This is a genomic window from Actinosynnema sp. NPDC059335, from assembly GCF_042752395.1.
Lineage (GTDB): Bacteria > Actinomycetota > Actinomycetes > Mycobacteriales > Pseudonocardiaceae > Actinosynnema.
Genome location: NZ_JBHYXZ010000023.1, coordinates 26,846 through 46,765, shown reverse-complemented (window position 1 = coordinate 46,765; position 19,920 = coordinate 26,846). Strand labels below are relative to the sequence as shown.

20 protein-coding genes are annotated in these 19,920 nt (G+C 72.5%); 14 read left to right on the top strand and 6 right to left on the bottom strand.

All coding sequences use genetic code 11. The features are described from left to right. Positions 1-35: 35 nt before the first annotated feature. Positions 36-1,151 carry an esterase-like activity of phytase family protein gene (locus ACFXGA_RS10440; RefSeq protein WP_378086322.1) on the bottom strand — a complete coding sequence of 372 codons (1,116 nt, stop codon included), beginning with the start codon at positions 1,149-1,151 and terminating at the stop codon, positions 36-38. Positions 1,152-1,253: 102 nt separating this feature from the next. Between ACFXGA_RS10440 and ACFXGA_RS10435 the strand changes: the two genes are divergently transcribed. Beyond that, complete coding sequence (locus ACFXGA_RS10435; protein WP_378086320.1) at positions 1,254-1,655, top strand: SdpI family protein; 402 nt, start codon at positions 1,254-1,256, stop codon at positions 1,653-1,655. Positions 1,656-1,671: 16 nt separating this feature from the next. On the opposite strand, the gene ACFXGA_RS10430 is transcribed toward ACFXGA_RS10435, so the two are convergent. After that, complete coding sequence (locus ACFXGA_RS10430) at positions 1,672-2,253, bottom strand: YqgE/AlgH family protein (RefSeq protein ID WP_378086318.1); 582 nt, start codon at positions 2,251-2,253, stop codon at positions 1,672-1,674. Positions 2,254-2,514: 261 nt separating this feature from the next. Between ACFXGA_RS10430 and ACFXGA_RS10425 the strand changes: the two genes are divergently transcribed. Beyond that, positions 2,515-3,834, top strand: coding sequence for an MFS transporter (locus tag ACFXGA_RS10425; protein ID WP_378086316.1), 1,320 nt, complete (start codon positions 2,515-2,517; stop codon positions 3,832-3,834). Here ACFXGA_RS10425 and ACFXGA_RS10420 read toward each other — a convergent pair. Then, on the bottom strand, positions 3,809-4,066 hold the full coding sequence (locus ACFXGA_RS10420; RefSeq protein ID WP_378086314.1) for a helix-turn-helix transcriptional regulator: 258 nt from the start codon (positions 4,064-4,066) through the stop codon (positions 3,809-3,811). The genes ACFXGA_RS10425 and ACFXGA_RS10420 overlap by 26 nt on opposite strands. Before the next feature lie 97 nt (positions 4,067-4,163). Next, positions 4,164-5,621 (bottom strand): CCA tRNA nucleotidyltransferase, encoded by a 1,458-nt coding sequence (locus tag ACFXGA_RS10415; RefSeq protein ID WP_378086312.1) that lies wholly within the window; start codon positions 5,619-5,621, stop codon positions 4,164-4,166. Between the two features lie 130 nt (positions 5,622-5,751). Between ACFXGA_RS10415 and ACFXGA_RS10410 the strand changes: the two genes are divergently transcribed. From ACFXGA_RS10410 to ACFXGA_RS10370, 9 genes are all read left to right on the top strand, one after another. Continuing rightward, positions 5,752-6,270: an NUDIX hydrolase gene (locus ACFXGA_RS10410; RefSeq protein ID WP_378086310.1), complete on the top strand. Its 519-nt coding sequence runs from the start codon at positions 5,752-5,754 to the stop codon at positions 6,268-6,270. Then, positions 6,267-8,531 (top strand): DUF6049 family protein, encoded by a 2,265-nt coding sequence (locus ACFXGA_RS10405; protein WP_378086308.1) that lies wholly within the window; start codon positions 6,267-6,269, stop codon positions 8,529-8,531. Before ACFXGA_RS10410 ends, ACFXGA_RS10405 begins: the two co-directional genes overlap by 4 nt. Next, positions 8,528-10,165 carry a murein biosynthesis integral membrane protein MurJ gene (gene murJ / locus ACFXGA_RS10400; protein ID WP_378086306.1) on the top strand — a complete coding sequence of 546 codons (1,638 nt, stop codon included), beginning with the start codon at positions 8,528-8,530 and terminating at the stop codon, positions 10,163-10,165. Before ACFXGA_RS10405 ends, murJ begins: the two co-directional genes overlap by 4 nt. Positions 10,166-10,202: 37 nt before the next feature. Further along, positions 10,203-11,729: a protein kinase family protein gene (locus ACFXGA_RS10395; protein WP_378086304.1), complete on the top strand. Its 1,527-nt coding sequence runs from the start codon at positions 10,203-10,205 to the stop codon at positions 11,727-11,729. A 145-nt stretch (positions 11,730-11,874) separates the two neighbouring features. Then, the gene (gene sigM, locus ACFXGA_RS10390; RefSeq protein ID WP_378086302.1) at positions 11,875-12,492 is read left to right on the top strand and encodes an RNA polymerase sigma factor SigM; all 618 of its coding nucleotides are present in this window, start codon (positions 11,875-11,877) and stop codon (positions 12,490-12,492) included. Then, positions 12,489-13,244: a hypothetical protein gene (locus tag ACFXGA_RS10385; protein WP_378086300.1), complete on the top strand. Its 756-nt coding sequence runs from the start codon at positions 12,489-12,491 to the stop codon at positions 13,242-13,244. Before sigM ends, ACFXGA_RS10385 begins: the two co-directional genes overlap by 4 nt. Positions 13,245-13,359: 115 nt before the next feature. Further along, complete coding sequence (gene trxB / locus ACFXGA_RS10380) at positions 13,360-14,352, top strand: thioredoxin-disulfide reductase (protein ID WP_378086298.1); 993 nt, start codon at positions 13,360-13,362, stop codon at positions 14,350-14,352. 26 nt (positions 14,353-14,378) lie between these two features. Beyond that, positions 14,379-14,705: a thioredoxin gene (trxA, locus tag ACFXGA_RS10375; RefSeq protein ID WP_378086296.1), complete on the top strand. Its 327-nt coding sequence runs from the start codon at positions 14,379-14,381 to the stop codon at positions 14,703-14,705. Positions 14,706-14,875: 170 nt separating this feature from the next. Then, positions 14,876-16,018, top strand: coding sequence for an N-acetylmuramoyl-L-alanine amidase (locus ACFXGA_RS10370; RefSeq protein WP_378086294.1), 1,143 nt, complete (start codon positions 14,876-14,878; stop codon positions 16,016-16,018). Between the two features lie 41 nt (positions 16,019-16,059). On the opposite strand, the gene ACFXGA_RS10365 is transcribed toward ACFXGA_RS10370, so the two are convergent. Beyond that, a complete protein-coding gene (locus ACFXGA_RS10365; RefSeq protein WP_378086292.1) occupies positions 16,060-16,284 on the bottom strand; it encodes a hypothetical protein in 225 nt (74 codons plus the stop codon). Positions 16,285-16,326: 42 nt separating this feature from the next. On the opposite strand from ACFXGA_RS10365, the gene ACFXGA_RS10360 reads away from it, so the two are divergent. Then, on the top strand, positions 16,327-16,746 hold the full coding sequence (locus tag ACFXGA_RS10360; RefSeq protein ID WP_378086290.1) for a hypothetical protein: 420 nt from the start codon (positions 16,327-16,329) through the stop codon (positions 16,744-16,746). Positions 16,747-16,749: 3 nt separating this feature from the next. Here ACFXGA_RS10360 and ACFXGA_RS10355 read toward each other — a convergent pair whose 3' ends face one another. Next, complete coding sequence (locus ACFXGA_RS10355) at positions 16,750-17,385, bottom strand: GNAT family N-acetyltransferase (protein ID WP_378086289.1); 636 nt, start codon at positions 17,383-17,385, stop codon at positions 16,750-16,752. Positions 17,386-17,529: 144 nt separating this feature from the next. Between ACFXGA_RS10355 and ACFXGA_RS10350 the strand changes: the two genes are divergently transcribed. Then, entirely contained in the window at positions 17,530-18,846 is a 1,317-nt protein-coding gene (locus ACFXGA_RS10350) for a PLP-dependent aminotransferase family protein (protein WP_378086287.1), read from the top strand. A 14-nt stretch (positions 18,847-18,860) separates the two neighbouring features. Beyond that, on the top strand, positions 18,861-19,805 hold the full coding sequence (locus ACFXGA_RS10345) for a D-alanine--D-alanine ligase (RefSeq protein WP_378086285.1): 945 nt from the start codon (positions 18,861-18,863) through the stop codon (positions 19,803-19,805). The last annotated feature ends 115 nt before the right edge of the window (positions 19,806-19,920 follow it).

The window sequence follows — 19,920 nt, the reverse complement described above, 5'->3', positions numbered from 1 at the left end:
GGAGCAGGCGGGCCTTGCTCATGCCGTCAACGGTATCAGCGCAGCGCAAGCGCGATGAACCGGGTGAACTCCTCGGCCGCGAAGTTGTCGTCGCTGACCAGCAGCAGGGTGCGCCCGCCGGAGGCCGGGCGCGGCCCCCACGCGAGCCCCTCGACGTTGTCGATCACGGGCAGCGGGAAGTCGTGCAGGTCGGCGAGCTGCCTCTTGCGGACCGGGCGGACGTCGTCGCCGAGGACGTCCCGGCCGCGCACGTCCGTCGCGCCCGCGAGGTCGACCTGGAAGAGGCGGACCTTGTAGTCGGCGCCGGGCACCCAGGTGCGCTCGAGCGCGTAGTAGCGGCCGGGGACTTTCGGGTCGGCCAGGATCGCGGGCACGCCGGTGTCCGGGCCCCACGGTCCGGGCTCGGGCTCGGCGAACAGCGGCTCCAGCGGGTAGGCGTGCTGGCGCACGACCGCGCCGTCGCGGGTCTGCACGGTGAGGCGGGTGAACGCGCCCCGGTCCGCCGTCGGCAGGTCGCCGTCCTGGAGCAGCGGACCCTCGACCACGCTGGTCAGCAGCGCGCCGTCGGGTGAGAACGCGATCGCCTCCAGGGCGAGGTTGCGGCGCGGTCCGCGGCCCGGGGTGAACGCGTAGTTCGCCGGCAGCGGCAGGGAACCGGCGTACGCGCCGTCCCGGCCGGCCCGCTGGATGGACGGCTGCACCACGACCGCCCCTTCGGACGCGGGCCGCTCGCCCTCCTGGCTCCACCAGTAGTCCCCGGTCACCGGGTCGACGCGGATCTCCTCGGGGTCGACGGTGCGGCCGTCGGCCGCGGCCGGCGCGGAGTAGGTGCCCCCGTCGGGGTGGCGCAGCGCGTGCGTGCCGGTGATGCGGACGTCGGGCGCGCCGGAGGCGTCGAGGTCCACCTCGGCGGTGTAGAAGCGGGCCGGGGCCGTGTACGACCGGTCGTCGCTGATCAGGACGTACCCGCCGGTGACCGGGTCGCGGTCGACGCCGGACAGGCCGCCGACCGTGGTGCCCTCGAACGCCATCGCGTGCGGGAGCGTGGTCTGGCCGAGGAAGCGGACCGCGGGCGCGGCCGTGGCGGCGGGCGCGGCCGTGACGAGCACGGCGGCGACGACCGACCCGACCAGGCAAGATCGAATTCGCATGGTCCGAGCTTCCCGACCGCGCCGACCCGTGCGTAAGGACACCTTCGGGTGAAGCCGGGCCTGGTTCGACCAAGATCGAAGCACCGGCCTACCCTCGTCGGTGTGAACATCGTGCTGCCTGTGGTGCTGGGTGTGATCGGGGTCGCGTTCGCGACGATCGGCTTCCTCGGCGTGCGGGGCCGACTGCACCGCAACCGGTTCTTCGGCGTGCGCACCAAGGCCGCGCTGCGCGACGACGAGGCGTTCGCGCTGGCCAACAGGATCGCCGGCGTGCCGAACATGACGGCGGGCGCGATCGCCGTCGTGGCCGCCGCCGCGTCGGCCGTCAACCCGGCGTCCGCGCTGGTCATCGGCCTGATCGGGCTGGTCGGCAGCGTGGCCGTCGCGACCGCGGGCGGCGTGCTGGGGCACCGGGCCGCCGAGGCGATGCCCGAGCCGGTCCCGGCGGGCTGCGGCGGGTGCGCGTGCGCCGGCGGCGGCTGCGGCGTGCTGACCCGCGCCTGACGCCGGTCCCGCCGGGTCAGTTCCGGCGGATGTCGACCGGGAACGTGGCGAGCAGCGCCGTCGGCATGCCCTGGCGGCGCAGCACGCGGCCCCACAGGTCGACGTTCGGCGGGGTGAGCACGTCGTCGGGCAGGCCCTTCACCACGATCCAGTCGCCGCGGCCGATCTCGCCGCCCAACTGGCCCTCGCCCCATCCGGAGTACCCGGCGAACACGCGCATCCCGCGCACCTTCGCCACCAGCACGTCCGGGTCGGCGTCGAGGTCGACCAACGCCACCGGACCGTGGACGCCAACCACACCTTCGAGTGACGCCAGGTCCTCGCCGGTGCGCAGCGCGGCCAGGCACAACGCCGTCTTCTGCTCCACCGGCCCGCCGATGTAGACGGCCTGCGGGCGGCTGACGTGCGGACCCCACGCGGGCAGCACGTCGTGCACCGCGACCTCGCTGGGGCGGTTCAGCACCACCCCGAGGCTGCCCTCCTCCCGGTGGTCGATGACGTAGACCACCGTCCGGCGGAAGTTGGGGTCGGTCAGAGTCGGTGCCGCGACCAGCAGGGAACCCGGTTCGACATCGGCATCAGGGCGCACACCACGCATGATCCCAGACAACGGCCGTGACCAAGGCGACACGACGCCTCGGCCGCGGGGGAACATCCGGGTTACCGTGTTCGTTGCAGTACACGTCAGGCGCCATCGAGTCCCCCGGGCCCACTTGAAAGCCTGCGCGGAATACCGTCCGGCTGGAGCCGCGCAGCGCCACCCGCCGAGAGGCGACCGGGCGCCTGGCACCAGGGAGGCCGGACCCCACGCGGGGTCCGGCCTTCGTGGTTCCCGCGGCCGGGGGCATAGGCTCGTCCCGTGACCACTGCCGGCAGCACCGCGGCGAAGCACCACCTCGGTGTCCGCAAGCTCCTCGCGGTGGCGGGTTTCCGCCGGTTGCTGGCTACCCGGCTCGCGGCCCAGTGGGGCGACGGCCTGTTCCAGGCCGGTCTCGCGGGCGCGGTCCTGTTCAACCCCGAGCGCCACGCGGACCCGCTCGCCGTCGCGGCCGGGTTCGCCGTGCTGCTGCTCCCGTACTCCGTGGTCGGCCCGTTCGCGGGCGCCCTGCTGGACCGGTGGGACCGCCGCCGGGTGCTGGTGGTGGCGAACCTCACGCGCGCCGTCTTCATCCTGCTCACCGCGGTGGCCGTCGGGCTGGGGCTGGACGGCCTGCCGCTGTACGCCTCGGCGTTGTTCGTCACCGGGGTCAGCCGGTTCGTCGGCTCCGGCCTGTCCGCGTCCCTGCCGCACGTGGTCGACGCCGACCACCTGGTCGAGGCGAACGCGTTCGTCACCACGCTCGGCGCGCTGACCGCCGTGCTCGGCGCGGGGTGCGCGGTGGGCCTGCGGTCGGTGCTGGGCGCCGACGACGACGGCTCGGCGTGGACCACGACGTTCGCCGTGCTCGGTTCGCTGGCCGCCGCCTTCCTGGCGTCCCGCTTCGCCCGTGGCGCGCTCGGGCCCGACGAGGTGGACGAGCCCAGCCGCACGCTGACCGCGGTCGCCCTGGGCCTGCTGGACGGCGCGCGGGCCGCCTGGCGCGCGCCCGCCGTCGCCGCCGCGCTGCTTGCGCTGCTCGCCCACCGGGCCGCGTTCGGCGCGTCGTTGCTGCTCACGCTGCTGCTGATGCGCACCACGTTCACCGACTTCGGGCCGTTCCGGGCGGGCATGGCGGGGCTCGGCGAGGTCGCCGTCGCGGGCGGCGCGGGCATCCTGGTCGCGGGCCTGGTCACCGACCGGGTCGTGGACGTGCTCGGCCGGCGCGGTGCGATCTGCGGCGCGCTGCTGCTGGCCGCGGTCACCCAGCTCGGCCTGGGCCTGCCGATGCTGCTGCCCACCACGCTGGTCGCGTCCTTCGTGCTCACGTTCGCGGGCCAGGTGGTGAAGCTGTGCGTGGACGCGGCCGTGCAGGGCGACATCGGCGACGAGGTCCGCGGCCGGGTGTTCGCCCTGTACGACACGCTGTTCAACGCCACCCAGGTGGCGGCCGTCACCGCCGCGGCGGCCGTGGTCCCGCTCGACGGCCGGTCGCCCGGCCTGCTGGTCGCCGCCACGGTGACCTACCTGCTCGGCCTGGTCGGCTACCTGGCGCTGGCCAGGCGGTCGGCCGCCCTCAGCGCGGCAGGGGCAGGCGGATGATGCCCGTCTCGTGCGCGTAGACCACCGCGGCCATCCGGTCGCGCAGGTTCAGCGCCCGCAGGATCTCCGACACCACCGCGCCCACCTGCTGCTGGCTCAGCGCCAGCACCCGCGCTATCTCGTGGTCGGCGAGCCCCCTGGCCAGGCAGCGGAGCACGGCCCGCTGCCGATCGTCCAGCCCGTCCAGGCCCTGTGCCCGGGCGCCCCCCTCGGACAGTCCCCAAGCGTTCATGCGACACCACCCCCAGTGCGCGTTCGACGCACACAGTCATGGTGTCGCAACGGCCTGTCACTGGCCAAGCCGAAAGCCCGAGATTGGTCACTTGGTGTTAGTCACCCGGTGGCCGGACGCCCTCCGCGCGCGCCCACGCGAGCAGCTCCGCGACCGCCTCGTCGTGGTCGAGCGGACCTCGGTCCAGCCGCAGCTCCTTGAGGAACTTCCACGCCTTGCCGACCAGCGGCCCCGGCGGCAGGCCCAGCAGCCGCATGATCTCGTTGCCGTCGAGGTCGGGCCGGACGCGCTTGAGGTCCTCCTCGGCGGCGATCCGCTCGATGCGGCGCTCCAGGTCGTCGTAGGTGCGCTGCAACGCGTTGGCCTTGCGCCGGTTGCGCGTCGTGCAATCGGCGCGGACCAGCTTGTGCAGGCGGGGCAGCAGGTGACCCGCGTCGGTGACGTACCGGCGCACCGCCGAGTCGGTCCACCCGCCGCTGCCGTAGCCGTGGAAGCGCAGGTGGAGGTACACGAGCTGGGCGACGTCCTCGACGACCTCCTTCGAGTACTTCAACGCGCGCAAACGCTTGCGGACCATCTTCGCCCCGACCACCTCGTGGTGGTGGAACGACACCCCGCCGCCCTCCTCGAACCGCCGCGTGTCCGGCTTGCCCACGTCGTGCAGCAGCGCGGCCAGCCGCAGCACCAGGTCCGGCCCGGTGTCGCCCTCCAGGTCGACGGCCTGGTCGAGCACGACCAGCGAGTGGTGGTAGACGTCCTTGTGCTGGTGGTGCTCGTCGATCTCCAGCTTCATCGCGGGCAGCTCGGGCAGCACCACGTCGGCGAGCCGGGCCTCGACCATCAGCTCGACGCCCGCGCGGGGGTGCGCGCCGGTGAGCAGCTTGGACAGCTCGACCTGCACCCGTTCCGCGGTGATGCGGGTCAGCTCGCCGGCCATGGCCGCCATGGCGTCGAGCACGCGCGGCGCGACGGTGAAGCCGAGCTGGGAGACGAACCGGGCCGCGCGCAGCATCCGCAGCGGGTCGTCGGAGAACGACTCCTGCGGGGTCGCGGGGGTGTCCAGCACCTTCGCCCGCAGCGCCTCGCGGCCGCCGGTCGGGTCGATGAGCTGCCGGTTCACCACGTCGTAGGCCATCGCGTTGACCGTGAAGTCGCGGCGGACCAGGTCGCCCTCGACGGTGTCGCCGAAGGTCACCTCGGGGTTGCGGGTCACGCCGTCGTAGGTGTCCGCGCGGAACGTGGTGATCTCGACCGTCTGCCCGTACTTGGTCGCGCCGACCGTGCCGAACGCGATGCCGGTGTCCCAGATCGCGTCCGCCCAGCCCTTGAGCAGGGACAGGATCCGCGGCGGGCGCGCGTCGGTGGTGAAGTCGAGGTCGCCGGACAGCCGCCCGAGCACGGCGTCGCGCACGCTGCCGCCCACCAGGTACAGGCGGTGGCCCGCGGCGGCGAAGCGGGCGGCCAGTTCCTCGGCGACGGGGAGGGCGCTGAGCTGTTCCACCACGGCATTGTCCTGCCCAGGAGAAGTGGCGGTGGGTGCGAGTGGTCCGGACACGGGGAGCCAGGGTACTGGGCGCGACCACGCCGGCAGAACGAGTTGTCCACAGGGGACCACCCGATGTCGATCACGGGCGGCAACACCCTGGCCACGTCCCGTAATCGCTGGTCGCCACTACCATCAGAGCATGCCCCAGTCGTCCGGTCGCTCCGGCGGTCCCAAGCCGAGGCGCCGGACCCGGCGCCGCGGTCGCCGGCTGAAGACGGTCGACGAGACGTCCGCGGGCGGGCTCGTGCTGGACTTCGAGCAGCACGTCGCCGCGATCATCGGGCGGCTGGACCGCCGCGGCCGGCTGCTGTGGTCGCTGCCCAAGGGCCACATCGAGGCCGGGGAGACCGCGGAACAGACCGCGGTGCGCGAGGTCGCCGAGGAGACGGGTATTCATAGCAGGGTGCTCCGCCCCCTCGGCTCGATCGACTACTGGTTCGTCGCCGAGGACCGGCGGGTGCACAAGACCGTCCACCACTTCCTGCTGGAGGCGGTGGGTGGCGAGCTTTCCGACGAAGACGTGGAGGTCACCGAGGTGGCGTGGGTGCCCCTGGGCGAACTGGACGACCGGCTCGCCTACGCGGACGAGCGTCGACTGGTGCGCCGAGCCGCCGAACTGCTCGCCGAGTACCAGACGGACGGAGCGGAGTCGGCGTGAAGCGACTGCTGTCCGCACTCGCGGCGGCGGGGATCCTGGTCGTGACGACGGCGTCCGCGGCCCCCGCGGCGCCCGGCGACAACGGGCGGCTGCCCATCCGACCGGCGCCCGCGACCCAGGTGTGGGCCACCAGGGCGTTGTCCAGCCAGCCCGGCCAGCAGTCGCAGGTGTGGCTGCGCCTGGACGTCGAGGTGATGACCCCGCGGGTGATCACGTCCGACGGTCCCGACTCCGTCACCATCTCCGGCAAGGTGGTCAACGTCGGCGACCGGCCGATCGAGGACATCGAGCTGCGCCTGGAGCGCGGCGAGGCGCTGACCACCGAGGAAGAGGTCCGCAAGGCGCTGCGCGAGCCGACCGACGCCGAACTCGTGCAGCCCAACTTCACCCCGGTCGCCGACCGGCTGGAGCAGAACGAGTCGAAGCCGTTCGAGCTGACCGTGCCGCTGCGGGGCAACGGCCCGACCTCGTTGCGGATCACCGAGCCGGGCATCTACCCGATCCTGGCGAACATCAACGGCGTCCCCGACTTCGGCGGGCGCGCCCGGCTGGCCGCGCTGAGCACCCTGCTGCCCGTGCTCGCGATGCCCGGCGGCGAGGCGCCGACGCCGCCCGACAACCCGGCCAAGCTCACCCTGCTGTGGCCGCTGGCCGACCGGCCGCGCGTGGTCTCCACCTCGCCGACCGTGCTCACCGACGACGACCTGGCCGGCTCCGTGTCCATGGGTGGCCGGCTGTACGGCCTGCTCATGGCCTACGAGTCGGCGCTGGCGAGCCCGTTGGCGGCCGGGGTGTGCCTGGCCGTCGACCCGGACCTGCTGCGCACGGTGGACGCGATGACCCGCGGCTACGAGGTGCGCGGCAAGGGCGAGGGCAAGGGCCGCAGCGGCGCGGAGCTGTGGCTCGACCGGCTGCGCCTGCTGGTCGCCGGGCGGTGCGTGATCGCGCTGCCCGACGCGGACGCCGACCTCGTGGCGCTGTCACGCGCCCAGCTCACCGGTCTGGGCGAACTCGCGCTCGGCGGCGCGGAGGTGGTCCGCCAGATCCTCGGCGTGCAGCCGACCCAGGGCCTGACCTGGCCCGACGACGGCGTGCTCGACCAGCAGGCGCTGTCGGACCTGACCCGGCGCGGGGTCACCTCGCTGGTGCTGGACCAGTCGGCCGTCGCGGGCACGCCCGGCACCGGGCCGGTCCGGTTCGACCAGGCCGAGGGCACGCCGGTCACCGCCGTGCGCATCGACGGCATGGTCTCCGACGCGTTGCAGGGCGCCGCGACCACGCGGCCGGTCGCGGGCGTGACCACGCCCAGCGAGACCCGGCCGGTGTCGGTGCAGAACGCGCTGGCCGCGCTCACGTTCCGGGCGGGTTTCCAGAGCACCGGGCAGCACGTGGTCGTCGCGCCGCCGCGCCGGTGGAACGCGCCGACCGGCGAGGTCGACACGTTGCTGCGCACGGCGAAGTCCCTGGTCGCGGGCAACTTCGCGACCGCCGTCGGGCTGGAGTCGCTGCTCGCCGCCCCTCCGGAGCAGACCGCGGCGCTGAGCTACCCGGTCGAGGCGGGCGCGCGCGAGGTGCCGCCCGCGGTCACCGCGTCGGTGTCCGAGTCGTGGGGCGGGCTCCAGCAGCTCGCGGAGTCGATGAGCCAACCGGACGCGGCGTCCGCCGCGCCGGGCGACCTGATCGACCCGCTGCGGATGAGCCTGCTGCGTGCCGTGTCGGGCGCGTGGCGGGGCAACGAGGACGGGGCGCGCGCCGCGTTGACGGTGGCCCGCGACCAGATCGACGGGCTGCGCGACCAGGTCACGGTGACCGAGCCGAACAGCCCGATCCTGCTCGGCTCCGGCGACAGCCCCATCCCGCTGTCCATCAAGAACCGGCTCGACGTGCGGATCACGGTGCGGATCGTGATCGAGGACACGCCGGGCATCGTGGCCAAGGACCTGTCCGACATCGAGCTGCCCGCGCGCGGCGACCGCCTGGTGCGGGTGCCGGTGGAGGTGCAGCGGTCCGGGCGCTTCCCGGTGCACGTCCGCCTGGTCACGACCAGCGGCGTCGAGCTGGGCCAACGGGCCCGGCTGGAGGTGTCGTCGTCCGCGTACGGGACGATCACCGTCGTGATCACCGGCCTGGCCGGCGCCGCGCTGGTGCTGCTGTCCGCGCGGCGGATCTACCGCCGGGTCCGCGCGTCGCGGGCCGCCGCGGCGCAGGTGCCGGACGACGCGAGCGCGGTCACGCCCCCGGAGAGGTCGAACGCGAGTTGAGCGGAACAACCACGGTGACGCAGGAGCAGCAGCCGCAGGGCGGCCCGTCGCTGGCGCGCGCCAGCGGCTCGATGGCCATCGCCACGATCGTCAGCCGCGCCTCCGGGCTGCTGTCCAAGCTGCTGCTGATCACGATCGTCGGCGTCGATGTGCTCAACGACTCCTACCAGGTCGCGACCACGCTCCCGACGATGATCAACGAGCTGCTGCTCGGCGGCGTGCTGACCAGCGTGGCCATCCCGCTGCTGGTGCGCGCCGAGAAGGAGGACGGCGACAACGGCGAGTCGTACGCCCAGTGGATGATCACCATGTCGGCGGTGGTCCTGGGCGTCGGCACGATCATCGCGATCGCCTGCGCGCCGCTGCTGACCGGGCTGTTCATCGACTCGTCCGACGCGAACCCCGAGCTGGTCACCGCTTTCGCCTACCTGGTGCTGCCCGGCATCGTGTTCTACGGGCTGTCCGCGCTGATCGGCGCGATCCTCAACACCAGGCACGTGTTCGGCCTGCCCACGTGGGCGCCGGTGCTCAACAACCTCGTCGTGATCATCACGCTGGTCGTGTACTGGCTCATGCCGGGCGAGATCTCCCTCGACCCGGTGCGGATGGGCGAGCCGAAGCTGCTCGTCCTCGGCCTCGGCACGATGCTCGGCGTGGCGGTCCAGGCGTCCGTGCTGGTGCCCGCGCTGCGGCGGACCGGGTTCCGGTTCCGCTGGCGGTGGGGCTGGGACCGGCGGCTGTCGGAGTTCGGCGGCCTCGCGTTCTGGGTGCTGCTGTACGTGGCGCTCGGGTTCGTCAGCATGGTGGTGCTGACCAAGGTCGCGACGCACGACAGCGGCGCGATCACGGTCTACAACATGCAGTGGCTGATCGCCCAGGTGCCCTACGGGGTGCTGGGCGTGTCGCTGCTGACCGCGCTCATGCCGAAGATGAGCCGCGCGGCGGCGGCGCACGACACCAACGCCCTGGTGGGCGACCTGGCGTTCGGCAACCGGATGTCGTCGATCCTGCTGATGCCGTTCAGCGCGCTGATGACGGTGTCCGGGGTGTCGATCGGCCTGGCCCTGTTCTCGTTCGGCCGGTCCGGCCTCGGCGGCGGCGAGGAGATCGGCACGGCGCTCGCGCTGTCGGCGTTCGGCCTGGTGCCCTACGCGATCACCCTGCTCCAGCTGCGGGTCTTCTACGCGTTGAAGGACGCCCGGACGCCGACGATCATCCAGGGGATCATCGTGGTGGTCCGGATCGGGCTGCTCTACGGGTTCCTGGCGGTCTCCCCGCCGGACAAGCTGGCGGTCGCCGTGTCGATCGCCATGTCGCTGAGCTTCGTCGTCGGCGCGCTGGTCGGCCAGCTCTGGCTGCGGCTGCGGCTCGGCCGGCTGCGCACCGGGTACACCGCGTGGACCATCTGCCTCACGGTCGTGGCGTCCGCGATCGCGTTCGCGGCGGCGACCGGGCTGGCGTGGCTCGCCGTCCACGGGGTGGGAATCGAGTCCCGCGTGGTGGCCGCCTGGGTGGAGGTCGTGATCCAGGCGCTCGTCGGCCTGCCGCTGAGCTTCCTGCTGCTGGCCCTGTTCCGGGTGCCGGAAGTGAGGCCCGCGGTCGCCAAGATCAGTCGTTTGGTGGGCCGTCGATGACCCCTGTGACACCACGCGGTCACGTACCCTCGGCCCCGTGAGCAGCGGTCCGATCCAGAACACCTCGCTGGTGCCCGGCGGGGTGATCGGCGACGGCCGGTACCGGTTGCTGGCCCGGTCCGGGGTGGACCGCCGGTGCGACGCGCACCTGTGGCGGGCCAGGGACGGCCAGCTCAACCGGGACGTGGCGCTGACCGTGCTGGTGGGCAACCCGGCCGACCACGCGGCGGCCGCGCGGGCCAAGCGGACCGCCGAACGCGCGATGCACGCCTCCAGCTTCACCCACCCGGGCGTCGCCCGGGTGATCGACGTGCTGACCCCCGGCGCCGGGATCCGGCTGGACGAGGGCATCCTCGCCGTGATCGTCGCCGAGTGGACGCAGGGCACCGACCTGCTGGACCTGGTCGCCGAGGGCCCGCTGCCCGCGGGCTCGGCGACGCGGCTGCTGGAGCCGCTGGGCGCGGCGATCGAGGGCGCGCACCACGCGGGCCTCGTGCTCGGCGCGGACCACCCGCAGCGCATCCGGGTGACGTCGGACGGCCGGCTGCGGCTCGCGTTCCCCGGGCCGAGGCCGGACGCGATCGCCCGGGACGACGTCAAGGGCCTCGGCGCGATCCTGTACCTGCTGCTCACCGGCAAGTGGGCGCTGCCGAACGGCCCGGAGGGCGTGCCGGTCGCGCCGACGGGGCCGGACGGCTCGGTGCTCGCGCCGAGCGCGCTGCGCCCGTACGTGCCGCACGAGCTGTCGTCGGTCGCCGTGCGCAGCCTGGAGGACACCAGCGTCGGCGGCATCCGGACCAGCGCCGCGATCCTGCAGGTGCTGGACCAGATCGCCCGGTCCGAGGCGCAGACCGCGCTGATCGAGCCGGTGCCCGACGCGGCGGACGACGGCGCGGTGTGGACCACGCAGCGCCCGGTCCGCGACAAGGAGCACAAGCGCAAGCTCATGATCAGCGTCGCCGTGCTGGCGGTGGCGACGCTGGCCGTGGTGGTCTGGCTCGGCGTGCAGATCGTCAACTTCTTCAGCGACGAGCCGTCGGGCGGCGGCGGGCCGACGGTCGTGATCGGCCAGTCCACCGCGCCGGGGCAGAGCGGCCAGCCCGCGCCGCCGGCGCCCCAGCCCGCCGGTCCCGTGCAGCCCGCGTCGATCGGCGTGTACGACGTGACCAACCAGCCCGACAACGCCAACCGGGCGAGCCGGGCCGCGGACGGCAACCCCACGACGGTGTGGCAGACCGAGAACTACTTCGAGCCGTTCCCGGCGCTCAAGCCGGGTGTCGGCCTGATGGCGAGCTTCGCCGAGCCGGTGAAGCTGTCCTCGGTCACCATCACCTCGCCCAGCGAGGGCACCGTGGTGGAGATCCGGGTCGCGGGCGCGCCGAATGCGCCGCTGGAGGAGACGAAGGTCATCGCGACCGCGACCCTGTCGGCGGGCCAGACCCAGATCCAGGTGGCCGACCACGAGCCGACCCAGCACCTGCTGGTCTGGATCACGAAGCTGGGCGGCAGCGGCAAGAACAACCGCTCCGAGATCGCGGAACTCGTCTACACCCGCGCCCAGTAGGCCACCACTACGAATGGCGTCGTCGCCGGCGCGTCGAACGGGCGACGTCGTGACGCGCGGTTGTCACGGGCGGGGGTCGGACCTACCGGCACTCGCCCGTACAGGTGATCGCCGTGGGGTTGCCCACGACCGATAGGCTCCCCGCGTGACCGCCGCAGCCAGCTCGGACGCAGACCTCATCACGGCGCACGCCGCGGGGGACCCGCACGCCTTCGCCGAGCTCGTGCGCAGGCACCGGGACCGCATGTGGGCCGTGGCGCTGCGCACCCTGCGCGACCCGGAGGAGGCCGCGGACGCGTTGCAGGAGGCGTTCATCTCGGCGTTCCGGGCGGCGGCGAGCTTCCGGGCGGAGTCGCAGGTCACCACCTGGCTGCACCGAATAGTCGTCAACGCCTGCCTCGACCGGATGCGCAGGCGACAAACCAGGCCGACCGTCCCGCTGCCCGAGGCGGGCCCCGGCGAACCGGTGGCGCCCCGGGACGCGATGGCGGAGCGGGAGACCCGGCTGGTGGTCCAGGCGGCCCTCAACGAGCTGCCGGAGGAGCAGCGCGCCCCGATCGTGCTGGTCGACGTGGAGGGCTACTCGGTGGCCGAGACGGCGCAGCTCCTGGGCATCGCGGAGGGCACCGTGAAGTCGAGGTGCGCCCGCGGGCGGGCCAAGCTCGCCAAAGTTCTGGGGCACCTCCGGAACCAGGGTGCAGATGCGAACGTCCCAGTGAACGATGTGCAGGTGCAACAGGGACGTCAGTTGGAGGAACGATGACCGGCAATGTGCGGCGTTCGGGGCCGCCGTGGTCCGTCGACCTGCTGGCTGATCTGCACGCGGGGGCGTTGGACCCGCGGACCGAGGCCGAGCTGCGGCCGCTGGTCGAGAACGACCCCGAGGCCCGCGAGATCCTGGCCGCCCTCGACGCCACGCTCGCGGACCTGCGCGACCTGCCCCCGATCCCCATGCCGCGCGACGTGGCCGAGCGGATCGACGCGGCCCTGGCCGAGGAGGCCCGCCCCACCGCCCCCGTGATCGACTTCGCGCAGGCCAAGGCCCGCCGCGCCAAGCGCCTCGGCTGGGGCGTGGGACTGCTCGCGACGGCCGCCGTGGCGGTCGGCGTCGCCGTGGTCGCGATCCCCCGGGACACCACCGCCGACGGCGGCTTCGCCCAGCCGGGCCCGACGACGAACGCCCCGGTCAGCGCCACCGCGCAGCCGCCGGGCGGCGACCGGATGCCCGCCGTGCGCGGCGAGAACTTCGGCCCGGTGTTCGGCGACGTGCTCAAGGCCCAGAACTACGGCCCCCTGGAGAACCAGGAGCAGCTCGCCGACTGCCTGCGCGGCGCGAACATCACCGCGGGCAAGCCGCTCGGCGTGAGCCCGATCACGCTGGACGACAAGCCGGCCGTGATGGCGATCCTGCCCGGCGGGACGCCCGGCGCGTACCGGATCGTGGTCGTGGACCCCCGGACGTGCGGCCCGGACAACCCGGACGGAGTACTGGCGAACAGCACCATCCAGCCGTAGCGGGGCGGGTAGCCCAGCTCACCGGGAAGGGGCGGAATTACCGCGCCCTACGATCCGTTGTGCGAAGTGCCGGGCCGGGTGATCCAGGTCCGGGAGCGACTAACGGAGGTCGAGGGTGTCGGACGTTCGGAACCTGATCGTCGTGGGATCGGGGCCCGCCGGGTACACCGCGGGGGTCTACGCGGCGCGTGCCCAGCTCGAACCGCTGGTGTTCGAGGGCTCGCAGTACGGCGGCGCGCTGATGACCACGACCGAAGTCGAGAACTACCCCGGTTTCCGCGACGGCATCATGGGCCCCGACCTCATGGAGCAGATGCGGGAGCAGGCCAAGCGCTTCGGCGCCGAGCTGCGCGCGGAGGACGTCGAGGCGCTGGAGCTCGACGGACCGGTGAAGTACGTCACGGCCAACGGCAAGCGGTACGCCGCCCGCGCGGTGATCCTCGCGATGGGCGCGGCGGCCCGCTACCTGCACGTCCCCGGTGAGCAGGAGCTGCTGGGGCGCGGCGTGTCGTCCTGCGCGACCTGCGACGGCTTCTTCTTCCGGGACCAGGACATCGCGGTGGTCGGCGGCGGCGACTCGGCGATGGAGGAGGCCACGTTCCTCACCAAGTTCGCCCGGAGCGTCACGATCATCCACCGCCGCGAGGAGTTCCGCGCCTCCAAGATCATGCTGGAGCGCGCGCGGAGCAACGAGAAGATCAAGTGGCTGCTCAACGCCGAGGTCGTCGAGGTGACCGGCGAGGGCTCGGTGTCCGCGGTGAAGACGCGCGACACCCGGACCGGTGAGGTGAGCGAGCACGCGTTCACCGGGTTCTTCCTCGCCATCGGGCACGACCCGCGCAGCGAACTGGTCAAGGGCCAGGTCGAGCTGGACGGCGAGGGTTACGTCCAGGTGATCGGCCGCACGACTCACACGAACGTGGACGGCGTGTTCGCCGCGGGCGACCTCGTCGACCACACCTACCGCCAGGCGATCACCGCCGCCGGGTCGGGCTGCGCCGCCGCGATCGACGCGGAGCGCTGGCTCGCCGAACACGGGACCACGGAGGCCGCGGTCACCGCCGAGCACGTCGGCGGCGGCTACAGCGAGCCCGTCACCACCAGCTGAACCCACATCCCCGAGGAGAGATCAACATGGCAGGCTCCACCGTGGTCACGTCCGCGCAGACGTTCACCGATGACGTCCTGGCCAGCGACAAGCCGGTCCTGGTCGACTTCTGGGCGACCTGGTGCGGTCCGTGCAAGATGGTCGCCCCGGTGCTCGAGGAGATCGCCGCCGAGCACTCCGAGAAGATCACCGTCGCGAAGCTCGACATCGACGCCAACCCGTCGATCGCCCGGGACTACCAGATCATGTCGGTGCCGACCATGATCCTGTTCCAGGGCGGCCGGCCGGTCAAGCAGATCGTGGGCGCCAAGCCGAAGGCCGCGCTGCTCAACGACCTGTCCGACGTGCTCTGAGCGCAACGCTCCCGGTGACCCGTCCGCCTTTCGCAGAGGCGGGCGGGTCACTCGTTTGTGGACTGGTCAGCACTCCCCGTAGCCCCATCCGTGCCATCGGCGCGAGCAAGGCACAATAGGGCGTCAAGTTCGCGTCGACGGATGTCGACGCCTTAGTGAGCGAGGGGTGCATGCTGCTACTCCGCCGCGGGGATTTCGGTCCGGACGTCGCCGAGGTCAGGGCAACGCTGACGAAGCTCGGCCTGCTGTCCGACCCGCAGCCGTCCCAGGTGTTCGACCTGCCGGTCGAGCACGCGGTGCGCGCGTTCCAGCAGCAGCGGGGTCTCATCACCGACGGTGTCGTCGGCCCGGCCACCTACCGCGCGCTGCGCGACGCGACCTACCGGCTCGGCGACCGCCCGCTCGCCTTCCTCATGGCGCAGCCGGTCACCGGTGACGACGTGTTCGCGCTGCAGGAGCGCCTGCTGGAACTCGGGTACGACGCGGGACGCCCGAACGGCGAGTTCGGCCAGCAGACCGAGCAGGCCCTGCGGAGCTTCCAGCGCGACTACGGCCTGATCGTCGACGGCATGTGCGGTCCCGACACGGTCCGCGCGCTGCGGCAGCTCCAGCCGAAGGTGCGCGGCGGCCGGCCGGTGTTCCTGCGCGAGCAGGAGCGGGTGCGGCGGGCCGGGCCCCGGCTGTCCGGCAAGCGGATCATCATCGACCCCGGTCACGGCGGCGAGGACCGCGGTGTCGTGGTCGACGGCGTGTCCGAGGCCGACCTCATGCTCGACCTGGCCAGGCTCCTCGAGGGCAAGATGGCCGCCACCGGCATGGAGGCCCTGCTCACCCGCGGGCCGAACCACAACCCGGACGAGGGGGAGCGGGCCCGGTTCGCCAACGAGGCGGGCGCGGACCTGATCCTGTCGCTGCACTCGGACCGCAACTCCTCGCCGCTCGCGTCCGGCGTGGCGACGTTCCACTTCGGGACGGGCAACGGCACGTCGTCCACCGTGGGCGAGGCGCTGGCCGGGTTCATCCAGCGCGAGATCGTGGCGCGGACCGGGATGCTGGACTGCGGCACGCACCCGAAGACCTGGGACATGCTCCGGATGACCCGCTGCACGGCGGTGCGGGTCGAGGTCGGCTACCTGACCAACGCGGGGGACCGGCAGCGGCTGGCCAACCCGTCGTTCCGGGACGTGGTGGCCGAGGGCATCCTGGTCGCGGTCAAGCGGCTGTACCTGCTGGGCAAGGACGACCAGCCCACCGGCACGTTCACCATGGACGACCTGCTGCGGCACGAGGTGGCCACCGGCAAGCTCCGGTGAGCGCCCCGGGGGTCACTCCACCGTGACCCCCGGCAGCGCCGTCACCAGTCCGCCACGACGTCCAGCACCTCGGCGACCGCGTCCTCGTCGTCCACGCGGTTCTGGGCGCGCAGGTCGAGCATCAGGTCGGTCAGCTCGTCCACCAGGCGGTCCGCCGGGATGCCCTCGGCCTGCCACCCCGCGAGCAGTGTGCGAATCTTCTCGAAGTCGCGCGATCCCTCGATGATCGCGAGTACCTTGCCCTGGATCTCCGCCCCCACGTCCACGAGTGGATCTTATTGGCCGGCCTCCCGCCGGCGAGGAGCACGATGGAGTTCTACCGCCTCGAACCCGAGGTCGCCGGTGTCCTGGGCGAGGGAACCGTGATCGACGCGGCGGCGCACCCGCCGCGCATCGAAGCGGTGCACTACGAGATCACCGACTGGGCCGGTGACGACCTGGTCGAGGCGGCCCCGGTGTACCTCGTCACCGACGACCTGGCCGACACGCTGGTCGACAGCGGTCTCGACGCGTTCCGCGTCCGCCGGGCCACGGTGACCGTCTCCGACGAGGCCCAGGAGATGCTGGAGGGCAAGGAGCTGCCGACCTTCCACTGGCTGGAGGTGACCGGCCAGGCGGGCGTGGACGACCTCGGCGTCACCGACCAGGGGCAGCTCGTGGTGAGCGAGCAGGCGCTCGACCTGCTCCAGGGCGGCACGCTGGAGAACTGCGAGATCGACCGCTTCTAGCGGTCACACGGGCTTGAAGCTCGGCTCCGCCGCGGTCGTCACGGACACCGAGCTGAGCAGCCGCTCCAGCGCCGCCTCGACGTCCTCCTTCCAGGAGGACGCGCTGCGCAGCTCCAACCGCAGCCGGGGCCAGCGGGGGTGCGGGCGCACCGTCTTGAAGCCCACCTGGAGCAGGAAGTCGGCCGGCGTGACGCAGCTCGGCGCGTCGTCGTCCGGCTGGTTGTCGCCGAACGCCTCGATCGCCTTCACGCCGCGACGGGTGAGGTCCTTGGCCACCGTCTGCACGAGGACCCGGCCCAGGCCGCCGCCGCGGAACTCGGGCAGCACCTCCAGGCCGGTCATCAGCACGGCGTCGGGGCTGGCCGGCGAGGTGGGGAACGCCAGCGACCGGGGCACGGCGGCGGGCGGCGCATAGAACACCGATCCGGCGGGAATCCCGTCGCAGTAGATGATGCGACCGCAGGAGCCCCACTCCAGGAGCACGCTGGAGACCCATGCCTCCTTCTCGAACTCCGTGTCCCCGAACTCCTCCGCCTGGTCCTTCAGGTGCGGCGCGAGTTCCCAGAAGACGCAGGTCCGACTGTGCTTGGAGAGGTGCTCCAGGTTGTCCAAGGTGACGCCAACGACACGACGCGACACCCCGACCTCCAAGCCCCCGAACACGTCCCCCACGAGGATAGGCGGATGTGACCCCCGCCCGGAAGGCGGATGCCCCGAACGGGACGGCCGTTACACTCGGCCGGGAACAAACCCGCCGGTAGCAGCCCACCTACGGAGTTTCCCGTGAACCTACCCGGACAGCCCCCCAAGCAGGGAGCCAGAAGCCTCGACCCCCACCTCCGCCGGTACGCGGCGCGGACGGCGGGCATGACGGCATCGGAGATCCGGGCGCTCTTCGCGGTGGCGAGCCGGCCTGAGGTGGTGTCCCTGGCGGGGGGGATGCCGCACCTGGCAGCACTGCCGCTGGACTCCCTCAGCGCGGAAGTGGCCGACGTCATCGCCTCGGAAGGGCTCGTCGCGCTCCAGTACGGCAGCGCGCACGGCGTGCCCGAGCTGCGCGAGCAGATCTGCGACGTGATGGCCCTGGAGGGCATCAACGGCCACCCGGACGACGTGGTGGTGACCGTGGGCTCCCAGATGGGCCTGGACATGGTCACCCGGATCTTCTGCGACCCCGGTGACGTCGTGCTGGCCGAAGGCCCGTCGTACGTCGGCGCGCTCGGCTCGTTCGCCGCCTACCAGGCCCAGGTCGTGCACGTGGGCATGGACGCCGACGGCTTGATGCCGGACGCCCTGCGCGAGGCCGTCGCCTCCGTCGAGCGCTCCGGCCGCCGGATCAAGTTCCTCTACACGATCCCGAACTTCCACAACCCCGCGGGCGTGACGCTCGCCGTCCAGCGCCGCGCCGAGGTGCTCGACATCTGCCGCGCGCACGGCATCCTCGTGGTCGAGGACAACCCGTACGGCCTGCTGGGCTTCGACGGCGTCACGTACCCGGCGCTGCGGGCGACGGACCCGGACAACGTCGTGTACCTGGGCTCGTTCTCCAAGACCTTCGCCGCCGGCCTCCGGGTCGGCTGGGTCCTCGCGCCGCACGCCGTGCGGGAGAAGCTCGTGCTGGCCGCCGAGTCGGCCACCCTGTGCCCGCCGACGCTCAACCAGCTCATCGTGTCGCGCTACCTGACGACGCACGACTGGAAGGGCCAGATCAAGACCTACCGCGAGGCGTACCGGGAACGCCGGGACGCGGCGATCTCGGCGCTCGAGCAGCACATGCCGGTTGGTTCCACGTGGAACACACCCAACGGCGGCTTCTACGTCTGGGTGACGGTCCCGGAGGGCATCGACACCAAGGCCATGCTCCCGCGCGCGATCACCCAGCGGGTGGCGTACGCGTCGGGCACCGGCTTCTACGCCGACGGCCTCGGCAGCCGCCAACTGCGCATCTCGTACTGCTACCCGACGCCCGAACGCATCCGCGAGGGCGTGCGGCGGCTCGCGAACGTCATCAAGGACGAGATGGAGCTGCACGAGACGTTCGGCCCCACGGTGGGCCGCGCCGTCTCGGGCCCGCACAGCCCGTCGCCCGACACCGCTTGATCAGGAGTAGAGAGTTGTCCAACCGCTGGGTCGCAGTCCTGTCCGGGGGCCTTTCGCACGAGCGGGAGGTGTCCTTGCGATCCGGTCGCAGGCTGTCCGCCGCGTTGCGCTCGGTCGGCCTGGTCGTGGAGGAGTGGGACGCCGACGGCACCCTGCTCAGCCGCCTCAAGGAGCACCGCCCCGACGCCGTCGTGGTCGCCCTGCACGGCGGCGAGGGCGAGAACGGCTCGGTGCAGACCATCCTGGAGCTGGCGGGCGTCCCGTTCGTCGGCACGGACTCCCGCGCGTGCCGACGTGCCTGGGACAAGCCGACCGCCAAGGCCGAACTCGCCCGAGCCGGCCTGGCCACCCCGGAGTGGGCCGTCCTGCCGCACGCGACGTTCCGCGAACTGGGCGCGAAGCCGGTCCTGGCCGCCATGGTGGACCGCCTGGGCCTGCCGCTGATGCTCAAGCCGGACCAGGGCGGCTCCGCGCTCGGCGCCCACGTGGTCCGCGACGCCGCCGACCTCCCGGCCGCCATGGTGGGCTGCCTGGCCTACGGCGACACGGTCCTGGCCGAGCACTTCATCGAAGGCGTCGAAGTGGCCGTCGCCGTCGTCGACGGCCCGGACGGCCCCCAGGCACTGCCCCCGGTGGAGATCGTCCCGGAGAACGGCATCTACGACTACACGGCCCGCTACACGGCCGGCCTGACGGACTTCCACGCCCCGGCCCGCCTGGACGAGAAGTCCGCCCAGGCGGTGGGGGAACTGGCCGTCGCCGCCCACCGCCTCCTGGGCCTGCGCGACGTCTCCCGCACGGACGCCATCGTCGCCCCGGACGGCACGGTCCACTTCCTCGAAGTCAACGTGTCCCCGGGCCTGACCGAAACCTCACTGCTGCCGATGGCCGTCGAAGCCGCCGGCAAATCCCTCGGCGAGATCTACGCCGCCCTCATCGAACGCGCCGTATCCCGCTGACCAACACCGAACGAACCGAAGGGGAGGGGCGGGGCACACCCCCCACGCCCCACGAGAGACCCCCGAAGAAAAAAACCACGGAGGTTAAAACACCACCCAAACAAAAACAAAAAAC

Coding starts and splice junctions, on each gene's coding strand:
- ACFXGA_RS10360 (WP_378086290.1), top strand. CDS start 16,327: ATGGAGTTCTACCGCCTCGAACCCGAGGTCGCCGGTGTCCTGGGCGAG.
- ACFXGA_RS10420 (WP_378086314.1), bottom strand. CDS start 4,066: ATGAACGCTTGGGGACTGTCCGAGGGGGGCGCCCGGGCACAGGGCCTG.
- ACFXGA_RS10385 (WP_378086300.1), top strand. CDS start 12,489: ATGACCGGCAATGTGCGGCGTTCGGGGCCGCCGTGGTCCGTCGACCTG.
- ACFXGA_RS10410 (WP_378086310.1), top strand. CDS start 5,752: ATGCCCCAGTCGTCCGGTCGCTCCGGCGGTCCCAAGCCGAGGCGCCGG.
- ACFXGA_RS10440 (WP_378086322.1), bottom strand. CDS start 1,151: ATGCGAATTCGATCTTGCCTGGTCGGGTCGGTCGTCGCCGCCGTGCTC.
- ACFXGA_RS10370 (WP_378086294.1), top strand. CDS start 14,876: ATGCTGCTACTCCGCCGCGGGGATTTCGGTCCGGACGTCGCCGAGGTC.
- ACFXGA_RS10430 (WP_378086318.1), bottom strand. CDS start 2,253: ATGCGTGGTGTGCGCCCTGATGCCGATGTCGAACCGGGTTCCCTGCTG.
- trxA (WP_378086296.1), top strand. CDS start 14,379: ATGGCAGGCTCCACCGTGGTCACGTCCGCGCAGACGTTCACCGATGAC.